This is a genomic window from Thermoanaerobacterium sp. PSU-2, from assembly GCF_002102475.1.
GTDB lineage: Bacteria > Bacillota > Thermoanaerobacteria > Thermoanaerobacterales > Thermoanaerobacteraceae > Thermoanaerobacterium.
In genome coordinates, this window is record NZ_MSQD01000002.1 from 108,525 (window position 1) to 123,057 (window position 14,533).

Sequence of the window (14,533 nt, forward strand, 5' to 3'; positions counted from 1 at the left end):
TCCTTACATCCATACCTTTAAAATGTCTTTATACATCATCAATCTAGCTTTAAAACCTTTAATAAAACCCAATTTTTCTTCTTTCATTACATGCGTCATATTTTCTAACTGTACATGTTGCACTCTTAAATGTTTTTCTTTGGCATATTTCGTAAGCGCTACTTCTATTCCATATTTCAAAATGTCTACATCGCTTTTATTTATAAAATCTATAAGAACATCTCTTTTTAAAGCACGCTGCCCTGACAAAAAAGGAGCTATTTTTTGTGCTAAATCAGTTCTTTTCCTTCCAGATGAAAATATGCCAACTGCCATATCACACTTATTATCTAAAACAGGTTTTACTAATTTATTAAAATGCTCTGGAGTAAAACCTATAAGATCTGCATCAAGCAAAACTAATACATCTCCATTAGCAGCTTGAATGCCCCTTTTTAAAGCGGCACCCTTCCCTAAATTTGTCTTTAGATTTATAAGCTTTACGTTAAAAAGAGAAACGACTTTTTCAGTATCATCTGTTGAACCATCATTTACAACTATTGTTTCATCAATAATATTGATTTTTTCTAATACTTTTAAAACATCTTTTATATTTTTTCCCTCATTATACGCAGGAATAATGACAGATATCATCATGATTTCTCCTTCAGTATATCGTTAAGTTCCTTAATAAATTCATCAAAAAGCTTATCTTCTGGTACTTTTTTAATAATCTTTCCTTTTTTAAAGATAAGACCTTCTCCAATTCCACCGGCTATTCCTATATCTGCTTCTCTTGCCTCGCCGGGGCCATTGACTGCACATCCCATTACAGCAACTTTTATGTTTTGATTTATATTTGCTGTTGCTTTTTCAACTTTTTGAGCCAATTCTATCAGATCAATTTTAGTTCTTCCACATGTTGGGCAAGAAATTATTTCTACGCCTCCTTTTGCCAATTCTAAAGATTTTAATATTTGTTTTCCAACTCTTACTTCTTCGACAGGATTCCCCGTCAAAGATACTCTTATTGTATCTCCAATACCCATATATAGCAGTGTGCCAATCCCAACAGCAGATTTTATAGTTCCTGAAAAAATTGTTCCAGCCTCTGTAATGCCAACATGAAGTGGATAATCTATCTTTTCAGAAATAATCTTATAAGACTCAATTGTCAATGGTACATTAGTAGTTTTCAAAGATACCACTATATCGTAAAAGCCGCATTTTTCTAACAGAGATACACTTTTAAGTGCACTTTCAACAATTCCATCCGCTGTTACACCACCATATTTATTTAAAATGTCCCTTTCCAATGAACCAGAATTTACACCTACTCTTATGGGGATTCCTGCTTCTTTAGCAGCAGCTACTACTGCTTTAAGCTTATCATCTCCACCAATATTGCCTGGATTTATCCTGATCTTATCTGCTCCACACTTGATAGCTTCTAAAGCTAATCTGTAATCAAAATGTATGTCGGCAACAATAGGGATATCAATTTCTTTTTTTATTTCTTCAATGGCTTTTGCAGCATCTACATCAAGGACAGCTACACGCACAATATCACAACCCACACTTTCAAGCTCTTTAATTTGCTGCACGGTTTTTTTTACATCTTTTGTGTCAGTATTAGTCATGGACTGTATTGCAATCGGGTTTTCTCCACCTATGCGTACGCTTCCTATTTTTATTTCTTTTGTTCTTTTCCTCATAAAGTTTATCACCTATTATTTTAAAATATTTATCCTAACCAAATCTTTATATGTAGCAAAAAGTATAAGCGCAATAAGCAACATAAAACCTATATAATGGACAAATCCTTCTTTTTCGGGATCGACAGGTTTTCCTCTAATTTTTTCTATCAGCACGAATAGAATCCTACCGCCATCCAATGCTGGAAACGGCAGTAAATTAAATAACCCTAAATTTACGCTTATAAGCGCAGTAAATGCCATTAAATTCAGTATGCCAGATTTCGCCTCTGTGCCAATAGCTTGAACTATGCCAACTGGCCCCATCAAATCATTCGTTGAAACTTTGCCAGTTATTAACATGTACAGAGATAAAATTATCATTTTCGAAAAATAAATAGTTTGTTTTACACCACTATCGACAGCTAATACCAAAGACCTGCGATACTGTGGCACTATACCTATCATTGGCTTTGCAGTGCTTTTGTCAACTATCGGTATAACAGACTTTTTTAAAGTAGCATTTCCCCTTTTAATTGTAAAATTTAATTTTACTCCATTGTTTGAATTTATAATATTTTGCAATGTAGTCCAATCATTTATTTTAGTATTGTTTACCATTACTATTTCATCTCCCGGCTTTATACCGGCCTTTTCTGCAGGATAACCACTTATAGTTGAACTGACAATCGGAACTGGACTTCCAACAAAATAGAAAACCATAATTAAAATTATAAAAGTTAATAATATATTCATCAAAGGACCAGCCGCAAAAATGCCAAGCCTTGTGTACCAAGGTTTATTAGTCACAGCTCTTTTATCATTAGACATTTCATCTTCACCTGCTAAAGCACAAAAACCGCCAAAAAGCATTAATCTAAACGAATATTCTGTTTCACCATGTTTTTTTGAAAATATCTTCGGTCCAAAACCAATAGCAAATTCATTAACTTTTGTGCCAGACAATTTTGCTACTATAAAATGTCCAAACTCATGAATCGTGACTAAAATGCCCAATACAATTACACTTACAACAACATAAAAAAATACCACTTACCTATCACCTCATATATTCACGCTTAATTTTTTCCCTTATTTCTTTATCTACTTCTATTATATCATTTAATTCAGGATTAATGATGTTTTTATGATTATTCATATATTTTTCTATTATATGAGGAATATCATTAAACGAAATTGCTTTTTCTAAAAACAATTGAACTGCTACTTCATCTGCTGTATTTAAAACTGTTGTCATTGTTCCACCTTCTTCTAAAGCATCATATGCCAGTTGAAGGCATCTAAAAGTATTAACATCTGGTTTTTCAAATGATAAACTTCCAATCTTCGCAACATCCAAATATCGTATGCCTTCTACATATACCCTGTTTGGAAAATTTAAAGCATACTGTATCGGTATCCTCATATCAGCAGTCGCCATTTCTGCAATAATGCTTCCATCAATAAACTCTACCATTGAATGGATTATGCTTTCTTTATGCACAACAACTTCTATTTTTTCCAATGGCACATCAAAAAGCCATTTAGCTTCTATTACCTCAAACCCTTTATTCATAAGTGTAGCAGAATCAATTGTTATTTTCTTACCCATCTTCCAATTAGGATGATTTAAAGCTTCTTCAACTGTCACTGATTTTAAATCGCTTAATGTTTTCCCTCTAAATGGTCCTCCAGATGCAGTTATAATCAATTTATTTACAAATTCTTTTTTTCCTGATTGAATGCATTGGTAAATCGCATTGTGTTCACTGTCAACAGGTAGTATATTTATGTTTTTCTCAATTGCCAGTTTCTTAATTATATGTCCGCCTGTAACTAAGCATTCCTTATTGGCAAGTGCAATATCATGCCCTGCTTCAATCGCTTTTATAGTAGGAATAAGCGCTGCTATGCCTTCAATTGCTACAACAACAGTCTGAACATTTGAAAGAGAAGCTACTTCGTTTATTCCACCATCACCAGAGAGAATCACTGTATTAGTGTCCACCATTTCTTTTAACTTTTTTGCAGACAATTCATCTTTAACAGCTACAAATTGCGGCTTAAATTCATCAATTTGTTGCTTTATAAGATCAATATTATTATAACATGTAAGTCCTATAACACGAAATTCATTTGATTTTCTTACCACATCAAGTGTTTGAGTCCCAATCGAACCTGTAGAACCTAAAACGACAATATTTTTCATGCCTAGCTCCTTTCATCTGTATAAATATGTGAAAAATATGTAAATACAAGGAGATACAAAAAGAATACTATCAAATCTATCCAATATCCCGCCATGCCCAGGAATAATTTTGCTAAAATCTTTCGTGTTGCAATTTCGTTTTATAAACGACGCAAAAAGATCACCTATTTGAGCCACTATACTGCCTATAATGCTTAAAAAAATGATATAATAATAATTTAGTTCTAATTTTCCTCTAAATAAATATGTAAACAAAAGGCATCCTACCAACGAACCTATTATTCCACCAACTGAACCTTCAAAAGTCTTGTTAGGACTAATTGATGGACATAATTTATTTTTACCGATGCGTTTACCTATGAAATATGCAAAAGTATCTGTCAGCCAAGAAATGATAAATATAAGCCATACAAGCAAGTAACCGCCTTTAATATCCCTTATTTTCCCTATGTACGAGAAAAAAATGACATATATGATTCCCATAATCGTTATGGAAGTATCTTTCAAATTATACTTATGAAGTACAACCGGAATAGAAAATATTACTACAGACAAAATCACAAAAAGATCTATAGAATCATAGGTATAACCAAAAATATAAAAAAATAAGACAGCCCCATAGCCTATAAAATTTATAGGCCTTATTTCTGTATTTTTAAACACCGCGTAAAACTCGTACAATCCAATAAGACTGATAGCTACTAAAAAAAGTCTAAGATACCAGCCCCCCATGATTAATGCCGCAAAAACTAAAGGAAGCCCTATTACTGCACTAAGTATCCTTTTTTTTAACATAGATTCAACTCCTTAATTCATATGCCGCCAAAACGTCTATTTCGCTTTTGGTAATCAAATATAGCCTGCAAAAGGTGCCTTTTTTCAAAATCTGGCCATAAGACATCAGAAAACCATAGCTCAGAGTATGCAGACTGCCAAAGCATAAAATTGCTAATTCGCAATTCTCCGCTTGGTCTTATAATCAAATCAGGATCTGGTTGTCCTGATGTATATAAATTATCGGCAATAACATTTTCATCAATATCATTTAAATCAATTTCGCCGTTCAATAAAGAGCTGCCTATCCTTTTAAATGCTCTAACTATTTCACTTCTGCCACCATAATTTAAGGCGATATTTAAAGTAAGGCCAGTATTGTTTTTGGTTATTTCCTCGGACTCTTTTATCTTGATTCTACATTTTTCAGGTATCATTGATAAATCGCCAATAAAGTTTAATTTCACATTGTTTTCATTCAATTCATTTACTTCACGACCTAAATACTCTATAAGTAAGTCCATCAATCCATTAACTTCATCTGCAGGCCTTTTCCAATTTTCTGTCGAAAATGCGTATAAAGTCAAATACTTGATTCCGATTTCAGATGATGCTTTAACAATTCGCCTTACAGCTTCCATACCAGCTCTATGTCCAAGTGTTCTTATGAAACCTCTCTTTTTCGCCCATCTACCATTTCCATCCATTATTATTGCCACATGCTTTGGAATATTGTTTTCATCAAGTTTTTTCTCTATATCCTCATCAAAATCTTTTTGTCGTTTTTTGATAAACCCCATTAAATTTCCTCCTTATAATATGGGCAATACCCCCTCATGTGAGGGGGTTAAAATTCAGCTACTATAACTGATAATATACCATCTTCAAACATCGTTTTTAAGACGCGTCTCTGATATCCTCTATATTTTTTGGTAGGCTTAGTAAATATTATATTGTATTGAACATTATTTTTTTCTAAAATCTTCTTAGCCGCTTCAATATCGTACCCAATAATATCGATCAAATCTCCATTATCTCCTTTTCCTTTTGCTCCAAAATTTTGTCTATCTCTTTAATATAATTATCCGTAAGTTTTTGTACATTTTCTTCACTTTTTAATTTCTCATCTTCCGAAATCTCGCCATTTTTATCCATCTTTTTAATAGCATCATTGGCATCTCTTCTAATCTGCCTTACTGCGACCCTAGCTTCTTCACCTTTTTTATGAACTAATTTAACAAGCTCTTTCCTTCTCTCTTCTGTCAAATCCGGAAAAACTAATCTGATTATTTTGCCATCAGAAGTAGGATTAATGTTTAAATCTGATTTTTGAATTGCTTTTTCAATTTCAGATATTTTGGATGTGTCCCACGGCTGAATGATTATAACTTTTGGTTCTGGTGCCGTAATTGTCGCTAACTTATTTATTGGAGTCATGGTACCATAGTAGTCGATTGATATTCTGTCTAAAAGTGCAGGATTAGCCCTGCCAGCCCTTATAGACATCAATTCATTTTTTAAAACTGCTATTGACTTTTTCATTTTTTCTTCAGTGTTTTTTAACAAATCATCCATCGCTATCCCTCCTTGACAATTGTTCCTATTTTTTGGCCCATTATTACGTTCTTAATGTTTCCTGGTACAGTCAAATTAAACACGATAATTGGAATATTATTGTCCATACATAGAGAAGTTGCTGTAGAGTCCATCACTCCAAGTCCTCTGTTAAGCACATCAAGATATGTCAACTTATCAAATTTAATAGCATCTTTATGTTTAACAGGGTCCTTATCATAGACTCCATCTACTTTCTTAGCAAGAAGAATCACTTCCGCATCTATCTCAGCAGCTCTTAAAGATGCTGTCGTATCGGTAGAGAAAAAAGGATTACCAGTACCAGCCGCAAAAATCACAACTCTTCCTTTTTCAAGATGCCTTATTGCCCTCCTTCGAATATACGGTTCAGCAATCTGCCTCATCTCAATGGCAGTTTGAACCCTCGTTTCTACACCTCTCCGCTCTAAAGCATCTTGCAAAGCAAGAGAATTAATAACTGTAGCAAGCATTCCCATATGATCAGCGGTAGTCCTATCCATTCCTACTCCTTCTCTACCCCTCCAGATATTACCACCTCCAATTACAACGCCTATTTGAACGCCCATTTCTTTTACTTCTTTTATTTGATCAGCAATTAAATTTACAGTTTCAAAATCGATACCGTATCCTGTGCTGCCAGACAAAGCTTCTCCTGAAATTTTTAATATTATTCGTTTGTATTTCACAGACATTAAAACACCTCATTTTATTATTCTATAAAAATATTAAAAATCCTTCATAAAAATCTATTAAAAATAGGACACAACCGTGTCCTATTTTGGTTGCCTATTTAATTTTATTCTTCTTCTTGAGAATTTTCAATACCTTCTCCTCTTTCGAATCTCACAAATCTTCTTATTATTATATTTTCACCAAGCTTTGCAATCAATTCATTTAATAGGTCTTTTATCGTCTTGCTATCATCTCTTATATACAATTGTTCTAATAAGCAATTTTCCTTATAGAATTTTTCGAGTCTTCCTTCAATTATTCTGTCAATCACTTGGGCTGGTTTGCCTTCATTTAATGATTGTGCCTTTAAAATTTCCCTTTCTTTTTCAATAACTTCTTGCGGTACATCTTCTCTTTTTATGTACTGCGGATTTGCTGCAGCGATTTGCATGCATATTTCTTTTACAAAAGATTTAAAATCATCTGTATTGGCGACAAAATCTGTTTCACAATTTACTTCAACAAGAACACCAATTCTGCCGCCACCATGAATGTACGATTCTACTAATCCTTCATTTGCAACTCTGCCAGCCTTTTTAGCAGCGGCTGCTAATCCTCTTTCTCTTAATATATCAATCGCTTTTTCAATATCGCCATTAGAATCAGTAAGCGCTCTTTTGCAATCCATCATACCTGCCCCAGTACGCTCTCTAAGTTCTTTAACTTGTTGTGCAGAAATCATATAATCTTACCTCCATCCTAATATAATTTATGGTAAGGATGAAAATTCCTTACCATTCTAAAATTACTCTTCAACCGCAGTTAATTGTTCACCCTGTTTAGCCTCAATTACAGCATCAGCTATCTTTGAAGCTATTAATTTTACAGCACGAATCGCATCATCGTTGCCCGGTATAGGATAATCTACTTCTTCAGGATCGCAATTTGTATCAACAATTGCAACGATAGGAATATCGAGATTTTTAGCTTCAGCGATGGCAATTGCTTCTTTCTTAGGATCAACCACAAAAAGTACCGATGGAAGGCTATTCATGTTTTCTATTCCACCTAAATACTTTTGAAGTTTTTCCTTTTCTTTTCTAAGCTTTATAACCTCTTTTTTAGGTAAAACTTCAAATGTGCCATCCTCTTCCATCTTCTTTAACTCTTTAAGTCTTTCAATCCTGCTCCTAATTGTCTTGTAATTTGTCAACATTCCACCAAGCCATCTTTGATTGACATAGTACATTCCGCATCTTTCTGCTTCTTCTTTAACAGAATCCTGGGCTTGTTTCTTTGTACCTACAAATAAGACAGTACCATCATTTGAAACAACATCTTTTATAAAATCGTATGCTTCCTCTATCTTTTTTACCGTTTTTTGAAGATCTATAATATATATTCCATTCCTCTCGGTAAAAATATAAGGAGCCATCTTAGGATTCCATCTTCTTGTTTGATGACCGAAATGTACACCTGCTTCTAATAATTGTTTCATTGAAATAACTGACATATTCTCACCTCCTGGTTATTCCTCCGTTCAAATCATCTCACAAAACAACCATTGTGGCACCAGTTTTATGATCTTTGAACGTGCGTTATCCACTGATTAATATATTATATTATGATATTTTTGTCAATACAATTTTAAATTTTTATGTCCACATGCCCTAATAAAAACTTTTTTCTTTCTTTTTGAGATGATTTCCCTTCCATTCTATTTTTATCTTTCTTAGTTGACAATTTATTTGATTCGTTGATTTTGTTTGTCCTGCTTTTTTTTATCTCATTTTCATTATTTATCATCTCCATGAATTGACCAACAAATACATCTGGCCTTTGAATTTCAATCTGTTTTATATTGCTTACGTCCACCATTTTAGGAATTGCTACCTGTAAATCTATCGGATTTACTGACATATATATTCCCCCTTACCCTATTGGCAATATGTCTATATCCGCACCATTTCTCACAAAAGTAACATATTTTACAGGATCCTTTATGTTTCTAGATACATCATCTATGGTTATTTTTGTTCCCGGATAAACCGTATCATATACTTTAATTATACCAAATGATTCATCATTATTTGAATTTAATTCTCTATATTCATCTAACAAGGATTTATTCTCAGCTTCCAACTGCAACAAAGATTTAAGAGTTTTTTCATAAATGGCTCTTTTATCTTCGGGTACACCTAATTTCGTTAAATATGAAACGATTTTATTTAATCCGTCTATGGATTTCTCATTTTCAGATATTTTTTTAGATATTTCTTCTTTTCTCTTTCTCTTTTCAGGTGGTTCTCCGACTATTAACTCTGTATGTACAAACATTTTAGAACCAACGTTTATTGCTTCTATTTCTCGCGTTGCTATAACTACACTTCCAACGATTACACCTTTGTTTCCAATTAATTTAACGCAGCTATTTGTTTTCACTGTGCTGTACATTATGGCCTCACTTACGACATCATCTTCAGCTATTACTTCACAATTTTGCAAATACTTCGATACAACTTTCCCACCTGAGATAATTTTTGCCTTACCATTACCTTGAATGCCTTTATGAATTATTATATTACCCTTTGCCGATATGGTAGAGCCTTCTACAACACCATATATTTCCACATCTCCATCGCTTTCTATCTTATATCCAGAACTTATGTTGTTGTAGATTTTAATACTTGCAAAAGTTCTGACATTTCCTGTGGAAGCATTGACATCTTTTAACTCAATTATAGGATTTACATTGATTTTTTGATCTTTTTTAAAAATATGTCCATCAATAGAGGAATAAAGACATCCATCATTAATATATGTATTTTTGCCTAATGGCAATTTGGCCTCTTTGCCTTTATTTGCTTTGACTATTTCTCCTTTTACGTTCATACCGTCTATACCGTCTTCAGGATCTACCTTTCGGGCTATGATTTCATCCTTTTTCACACTTTTAAATATTTGCAACTCTTTATAATCCACTCTTCCATCTTCAAGCACTTTCGGTTCAGCATTGCTTTCAAAATCGATTAAATACTCAACACGCCCATCTTTCCCATTTATAGGCTTTTTACCTTGTGCAATCAAATAACGTTCGTTAATATTGGGGGACTTGCAAATTTTATCGATGACATTTTCAATTATCCCAAAAACTACGTTGTGTGAACTTAATAAATCGTAAATATTGTCTTTATTTAAAGTGATACCATCGTTTGAAATATTTTCAACTATTAAAAATGCTGACATTTTGTCCGATGATATTTCCAATTTGCAAGAATATTTTAAATCACACATAAAAATGCCCCCAAATTTTTATTAGTTACAGCAAGTCACTTAGCTTTTCCTTTAACTTTTTTATGGCCTTTGAATGAATTTGTGATATTCTAGATTCCGTCAGTCCCATTATTTTACTAATTTCCTTATAGTTCAAATCCTCATAGTAATACAATGAAATAATCAATCTTTCTTTCTCTTGTAGCGTATCAATAGCCTTAGAAATATTCTGCTTCAAGTCAAACATCATTACTTCGCTTTCAGGATTTGTAACTTCGTTGTCTGTGATTGAAGTGATTTTTAAATTATTCTCAATCACTTCATCTAAAGAACTTATGTATCCTGCATTCATGTAGCTTAAAGTCTTTAAAACGTCATTTTTTGATAACTTTGTTGCCTCCATAATTTCTTCTATAGTAGGTTCTCTTTTATATTCCTGTTCCAATTGTTCAATTGTTTTTTCGATGCTTTTATATCGTTTTTTTAGACTTCTCGGAATCCAGTCTTTTTTTCTCAAATAATCAATTATCTCTCCCTTTATTCTTATCGACGCATATGTTTCAAACTTTACACCTTTTGATACATCATATTTATTAACTGCATCGATTAACCCAATCATTCCTTGGCTTATAAGATCATCAGTATCTTCTTTGCTTAATTCTGACAAGCAAATTCTCTTGACTATATGCTTAACAAGTGGCATATACTTGATGATTATGTCTTCCTTGGAACTTCCGTCTTTTTGTTTCTCATATTTATCCCATAAGTCTTGTTCGAGTAGAGACATTTTTAAACATTCCTTTCCTACCCTAAATAAATTTTACACCATGCCCAATTGTTTTAATTAATAGCTTACCACTTTCGCAGTCAAATTCAATTGTACGACCATAATTACCACCTGTATCCTCTGAAACCAATGGTATGTTTAAAGACGATAAAACTTCTTTAGTAGCAATTACATTGCGGGCACCTATATTCATAATATCCAAGTTTGCCTTTGTTGCAAACATTTGAGCGCCACCTGCTATTTTACTTATTATGTACTTTCTGTCAGCACCTAACTCTAACATCATATCTATCAATGCTGTGATACCTGTATCAGCAAATTTAAGTTTATTTGAGTTGTTTTTACTTTGATTGCTATATGGCAACATAATGTGGACAAGTCCAGATATTTTACTTACTTTGTCATATAGGACGATACCCACACATGACCCAAGACCGACTGTAACCAATTTGCTTGGACACTTTGCAACTCTTGCATCGGCCATTCCTACTCTAAATGTAAAATTATCCATCTAATTCAACTCCAAGTGCGCTAAGTATTTTATCAAATGATTCTATATCAGGTATAAGAAAGAAATCGCCTTTTATTAATCTATTGCCTTCAAAAAACTCCGTCTCAATAAACAAAATTTTATCTGACAATTCGCTAAATTTAATTGCAGGAACGCTTAATATAGCACCTGCCATATCAATGCTGATTGCAGGAGGTGATATTTTCATGTCCAAATTTGTCAATGTAGACAGTGAAGACACATAACTTCCTGCCATAATATTACCTATTTCTTCCAATGCTGATTTTTCGATTTCTGTAAATTCATCGCCAACATTGACTCCCATCAAATATTGAATCAAATAAGAAGCACTTTCAACATCTAAAGAAAATAAAATATTGCCATTCACACTTCCTTCAAGATCAAAATATATTCCCACAATAATAGTGTCGGCAAGTCCGAATATATCCTGTACTTCGTTTAATTCCATCAGCCGTACGGTAGGGATTTTCATATCTATTTTCTTTCCTATCAAAGATGCTAAAGCTGTTATAGCGTTTCCTGAGCCTATATTCCCAAGCTCTTTAAGCACATCGATGTATGTCTCATTTATCTTATTTATATTCATATCTTCACTTCCTGCTGAGTAGTCAATTTGTCTATATCAAAAAGCATCAATAGCCTGCTTCCTACCTTTCCTATTCGCCCAATAAAACTTTCCTTTTTGTATAAATTGCTGTTAACATCTATTGAGTCTATGTTTTCATCATTTATTTCTACAACTTCATTAGCATTATCTACAATAACTCCAATTACAATGTCGTTATTTTTTATTATGACGATCCTTGTATCATCGTTAAAATCAACTTCTTCTAATTTTAACAACATTCTAATTGAAATGACAGGAATTATCTCACCCCTCAAATTTATAACACCTTTTACAAATGAAGGCGCTTTTGGAACTCTTGTTATCTTAGTAATTTTTTCAATGGATTGTACTTTATCAATTTCTATTCCGTATTCTTCACCGCCTAATTTAGTCACGACAAACATGCTCATATGTAACGCCTCCTTCTTCTCTTAAAATAAATTATTAGAATCTATGATTAAAGCCACTTGCCCGTCCCCCAATATTGTCGCGCCAGCAATTACTTTTACATTGCTTAAATATTTACCTAATGGTTTTATTACTATTTCCTGCTGCCCAATAAGTTCATCAACACTACATGCAGCCAAATTGTCGCCTTTTTTTATAATCACACATATAAACTCATCATTGTCTTCATTAGACTCAACATCTAAAACATTATGCAGCCTTATAAGTGGAATTACTTTGCCTCTATACATGACGACTTCCTTGCCTTGTACCAAATGTACTTCGCTTTTATTTTTGTTTACAATTTCCGATATTGAATTAAGTGGAAAAGCGTACTTTTCGTTTCCAACCATCACTAACAATGCCTGAATTATAGCCAAAGTCAATGGCAATTTTATTATAAATTTTGTCCCCTTATCTTTTTCCGTTTTGACTTCTATGGAACCGTTCAAAGATTCTATCTTATTTTTAACTACATCAAGTCCTACTCCTCTACCTGATATATCAGATATCTTGTCAGAAGTGCTGAATCCAGGTTCAAATAACAATTTTACTAATTTTTCGTTTGACAACTCATTAGCTTCCTCATCAGAAAGCATACCTTTTTCATAAGCTTTCTTTTTCACCTTTTCAAAATTAATACCAGAACCATCGTCACTTACTTCAATTATTACATTATTTCCTTCATGGTATGCCTTCAGATTTATAGTTCCAGTCTCCACCTTACCTTTCTTTATTCTCAATTCTGGTGTTTCTATACCATGATCTATAGAATTTCTTATTAAATGTACTAATGGATCACCTATTTCGTCTATTACAGTCCTATCAACTTCAGTATCCTGTCCAAACATGTTTAATGTGATTTTTTTATTCAGCTCTCGAGATAAATCCCTTACCATTCTTGGAAAACGGTTGAAAACTCTTTCCACTGGCACCATTCTTACCTTCATCACAGCATCATGAAGATTTGTAGTTATTCTCTCGAGATACTCAATCGTTGCAATAGTGTCAGGATTTTTTTCGTTTGATTCCAATCCTTCTAACCGCGTTTTTATTATTATCAATTCGCTTACTAAATTCATCAAATTGTCTAATCTTTCAATATCTACTCTAACGCTTTTATTTGTCTTATTATGCTTTATTTGATCGTCGTTATTTGTATTGGCCGTCTTTTCGAAGTTCTTATTATCTTTTATTTCTTTAGAATACAATATTTCTTCGATATTTATTTCCTTTATCTCTGATATTGCGGTTAATTTTGACTTTACAAAGTCTTTATCGTGTTTGCTAATCAAATGAACGGTAAATCTATCGTCAAATTTTTCATCTTCTATATCTTCTACTGAAGGCTTAGAATCTATAACATCGCCCAAATTGTCCAATGTATTAAATACTATAAAAGCTCTTGCAGACTTCATCACGCAATTTTTATCAATAACTACTTCAATACTATACGTTTTATAGCCCTGAGACGCTGCTTTTTCAATTATATCTTTCTCGTACAAATTCACTTCATTGCTGGCATAAGCTTTGGATTCTTCACTTTTATTGGTTACAGCAATTTCCTCATTTGAATTGCCATTCTCCAACAATTTAATCAAATTTTCAATGTCATATGCATCATTACCACTTTCAGATATTTTCCCAATCATAGAACTTAAAGCATCCATACATTTAAACAATACATCCATTAAATTACTGGAAACTTTCAAAGAATTATTTCTAATTTCTTGAAAAACATCTTCCATCTTATGAGTCAATTTTGTCATGTTTTCAAAGCCCATTGTGGCAGCCATTCCTTTTAGAGTATGGGCAGATCTAAATATTTCATCTACAATATGTGAATCTTCAGGATTTTTTTCAAGCTGAAGAAGATTTTCATTTAAGCTCTCAATGTGTTCTTCAGATTCCTCCAAAAATATCTCTAAGTATTGATTTGTATCCATTCTATTTTCCTCCTTTT

The 14,533-nt window shown here is 32.9% G+C and carries 18 protein-coding genes; all 18 read right to left on the bottom strand.

All coding sequences use genetic code 11. The annotated features are described in order from the left end of the window. Nucleotides 1–3: 3 nt before the first annotated feature. Nucleotides 4–633, bottom strand: coding sequence for a glycosyltransferase family 2 protein (locus BVF91_RS02525; RefSeq protein ID WP_085111955.1), 630 nt, complete (start codon nucleotides 631–633; stop codon nucleotides 4–6). After that, complete coding sequence (gene ispG, locus BVF91_RS02530; RefSeq protein ID WP_085111956.1) at nucleotides 633–1,694, bottom strand: flavodoxin-dependent (E)-4-hydroxy-3-methylbut-2-enyl-diphosphate synthase; 1,062 nt, start codon at nucleotides 1,692–1,694, stop codon at nucleotides 633–635. The genes BVF91_RS02525 and ispG overlap by 1 nt, the downstream gene beginning before the upstream one ends. 15 nt (nucleotides 1,695–1,709) lie before the next feature. Further along, nucleotides 1,710–2,726 (bottom strand): RIP metalloprotease RseP, encoded by a 1,017-nt coding sequence (gene rseP / locus BVF91_RS02535; RefSeq protein ID WP_085111957.1) that lies wholly within the window; start codon nucleotides 2,724–2,726, stop codon nucleotides 1,710–1,712. A 7-nt stretch (nucleotides 2,727–2,733) separates the two neighbouring features. Continuing rightward, complete coding sequence (gene dxr, locus BVF91_RS02540; RefSeq protein WP_085111958.1) at nucleotides 2,734–3,882, bottom strand: 1-deoxy-D-xylulose-5-phosphate reductoisomerase; 1,149 nt, start codon at nucleotides 3,880–3,882, stop codon at nucleotides 2,734–2,736. Nucleotides 3,883–3,894: 12 nt separating this feature from the next. Next, nucleotides 3,895–4,677 (bottom strand): phosphatidate cytidylyltransferase, encoded by a 783-nt coding sequence (locus BVF91_RS02545; RefSeq protein WP_085111959.1) that lies wholly within the window; start codon nucleotides 4,675–4,677, stop codon nucleotides 3,895–3,897. A gap of 17 nt (nucleotides 4,678–4,694) precedes the next feature. Next, nucleotides 4,695–5,456, bottom strand: coding sequence for an undecaprenyl pyrophosphate synthase (gene uppS, locus BVF91_RS02550; protein WP_085111960.1), 762 nt, complete (start codon nucleotides 5,454–5,456; stop codon nucleotides 4,695–4,697). A 47-nt stretch (nucleotides 5,457–5,503) separates the two neighbouring features. After that, nucleotides 5,504–5,680, bottom strand: coding sequence for a hypothetical protein (locus tag BVF91_RS13255; protein ID WP_013788072.1), 177 nt, complete (start codon nucleotides 5,678–5,680; stop codon nucleotides 5,504–5,506). Then, nucleotides 5,677–6,231, bottom strand: a complete 555-nt coding sequence (gene frr, locus BVF91_RS02555) for a ribosome recycling factor (RefSeq protein ID WP_085111961.1) — start codon at nucleotides 6,229–6,231, stop codon at nucleotides 5,677–5,679. The genes BVF91_RS13255 and frr overlap by 4 nt, the downstream gene beginning before the upstream one ends. A gap of 2 nt (nucleotides 6,232–6,233) precedes the next feature. Then, entirely contained in the window at nucleotides 6,234–6,944 is a 711-nt protein-coding gene (gene pyrH / locus BVF91_RS02560) for a UMP kinase (protein ID WP_014758676.1), read from the bottom strand. A 104-nt stretch (nucleotides 6,945–7,048) separates the two neighbouring features. Then, nucleotides 7,049–7,666, bottom strand: a complete 618-nt coding sequence (tsf, locus tag BVF91_RS02565) for a translation elongation factor Ts (RefSeq protein WP_085111962.1) — start codon at nucleotides 7,664–7,666, stop codon at nucleotides 7,049–7,051. A 63-nt stretch (nucleotides 7,667–7,729) separates the two neighbouring features. Continuing rightward, nucleotides 7,730–8,437: a 30S ribosomal protein S2 gene (gene rpsB, locus BVF91_RS02570; protein WP_085111963.1), complete on the bottom strand. Its 708-nt coding sequence runs from the start codon at nucleotides 8,435–8,437 to the stop codon at nucleotides 7,730–7,732. A 134-nt stretch (nucleotides 8,438–8,571) separates the two neighbouring features. Next, a complete protein-coding gene (locus tag BVF91_RS02575) occupies nucleotides 8,572–8,844 on the bottom strand; it encodes a hypothetical protein (protein WP_013788077.1) in 273 nt (90 codons plus the stop codon). A 12-nt stretch (nucleotides 8,845–8,856) separates the two neighbouring features. Further along, on the bottom strand, nucleotides 8,857–10,218 hold the full coding sequence (locus tag BVF91_RS02580) for a flagellar assembly protein A (protein ID WP_085111964.1): 1,362 nt from the start codon (nucleotides 10,216–10,218) through the stop codon (nucleotides 8,857–8,859). Between the two features lie 25 nt (nucleotides 10,219–10,243). Continuing rightward, a complete protein-coding gene (locus BVF91_RS02585; protein WP_085111965.1) occupies nucleotides 10,244–10,984 on the bottom strand; it encodes a sigma-70 family RNA polymerase sigma factor in 741 nt (246 codons plus the stop codon). Nucleotides 10,985–11,006: 22 nt separating this feature from the next. Continuing rightward, entirely contained in the window at nucleotides 11,007–11,495 is a 489-nt protein-coding gene (locus BVF91_RS02590; RefSeq protein ID WP_014758670.1) for a chemotaxis protein CheD, read from the bottom strand. Continuing rightward, on the bottom strand, nucleotides 11,488–12,102 hold the full coding sequence (locus BVF91_RS02595; protein ID WP_085111966.1) for a chemotaxis protein CheC: 615 nt from the start codon (nucleotides 12,100–12,102) through the stop codon (nucleotides 11,488–11,490). Before BVF91_RS02595 ends, BVF91_RS02590 begins: the two co-directional genes overlap by 8 nt. Further along, on the bottom strand, nucleotides 12,099–12,533 hold the full coding sequence (locus tag BVF91_RS02600) for a chemotaxis protein CheW (RefSeq protein WP_085111967.1): 435 nt from the start codon (nucleotides 12,531–12,533) through the stop codon (nucleotides 12,099–12,101). The genes BVF91_RS02595 and BVF91_RS02600 overlap by 4 nt, the downstream gene beginning before the upstream one ends. 21 nt (nucleotides 12,534–12,554) lie before the next feature. Beyond that, nucleotides 12,555–14,516 carry a chemotaxis protein CheA gene (locus BVF91_RS02605; protein WP_085111968.1) on the bottom strand — a complete coding sequence of 654 codons (1,962 nt, stop codon included), beginning with the start codon at nucleotides 14,514–14,516 and terminating at the stop codon, nucleotides 12,555–12,557. Between the last annotated feature and the right edge of the window lie 17 nt (nucleotides 14,517–14,533).

What these genes read in the sequence shown, in the direction of transcription:
- BVF91_RS02525 (WP_085111955.1), bottom strand. Translation starts at nt 633, where the DNA reads ATGATATCTGTCATTATTCCTGCGTATAATGAGGGAAAAAATATAAAA.
- ispG (WP_085111956.1), bottom strand. Translation starts at nt 1,694, where the DNA reads ATGAGGAAAAGAACAAAAGAAATAAAAATAGGAAGCGTACGCATAGGT.
- dxr (WP_085111958.1), bottom strand. Translation starts at nt 3,882, where the DNA reads ATGAAAAATATTGTCGTTTTAGGTTCTACAGGTTCGATTGGGACTCAA.
- BVF91_RS02545 (WP_085111959.1), bottom strand. Translation starts at nt 4,677, where the DNA reads ATGTTAAAAAAAAGGATACTTAGTGCAGTAATAGGGCTTCCTTTAGTT.
- uppS (WP_085111960.1), bottom strand. Translation starts at nt 5,456, where the DNA reads ATGGGGTTTATCAAAAAACGACAAAAAGATTTTGATGAGGATATAGAG.
- frr (WP_085111961.1), bottom strand. Translation starts at nt 6,231, where the DNA reads ATGGATGATTTGTTAAAAAACACTGAAGAAAAAATGAAAAAGTCAATA.
- pyrH (WP_014758676.1), bottom strand. Translation starts at nt 6,944, where the DNA reads ATGTCTGTGAAATACAAACGAATAATATTAAAAATTTCAGGAGAAGCT.
- tsf (WP_085111962.1), bottom strand. Translation starts at nt 7,666, where the DNA reads ATGATTTCTGCACAACAAGTTAAAGAACTTAGAGAGCGTACTGGGGCA.
- rpsB (WP_085111963.1), bottom strand. Translation starts at nt 8,437, where the DNA reads ATGTCAGTTATTTCAATGAAACAATTATTAGAAGCAGGTGTACATTTC.
- BVF91_RS02575 (WP_013788077.1), bottom strand. Translation starts at nt 8,844, where the DNA reads ATGTCAGTAAATCCGATAGATTTACAGGTAGCAATTCCTAAAATGGTG.
- BVF91_RS02580 (WP_085111964.1), bottom strand. Translation starts at nt 10,218, where the DNA reads ATGTGTGATTTAAAATATTCTTGCAAATTGGAAATATCATCGGACAAA.
- BVF91_RS02585 (WP_085111965.1), bottom strand. Translation starts at nt 10,984, where the DNA reads ATGTCTCTACTCGAACAAGACTTATGGGATAAATATGAGAAACAAAAA.
- BVF91_RS02590 (WP_014758670.1), bottom strand. Translation starts at nt 11,495, where the DNA reads ATGGATAATTTTACATTTAGAGTAGGAATGGCCGATGCAAGAGTTGCA.
- BVF91_RS02595 (WP_085111966.1), bottom strand. Translation starts at nt 12,102, where the DNA reads ATGAATATAAATAAGATAAATGAGACATACATCGATGTGCTTAAAGAG.
- BVF91_RS02600 (WP_085111967.1), bottom strand. Translation starts at nt 12,533, where the DNA reads ATGAGCATGTTTGTCGTGACTAAATTAGGCGGTGAAGAATACGGAATA.
- BVF91_RS02605 (WP_085111968.1), bottom strand. Translation starts at nt 14,516, where the DNA reads ATGGATACAAATCAATACTTAGAGATATTTTTGGAGGAATCTGAAGAA.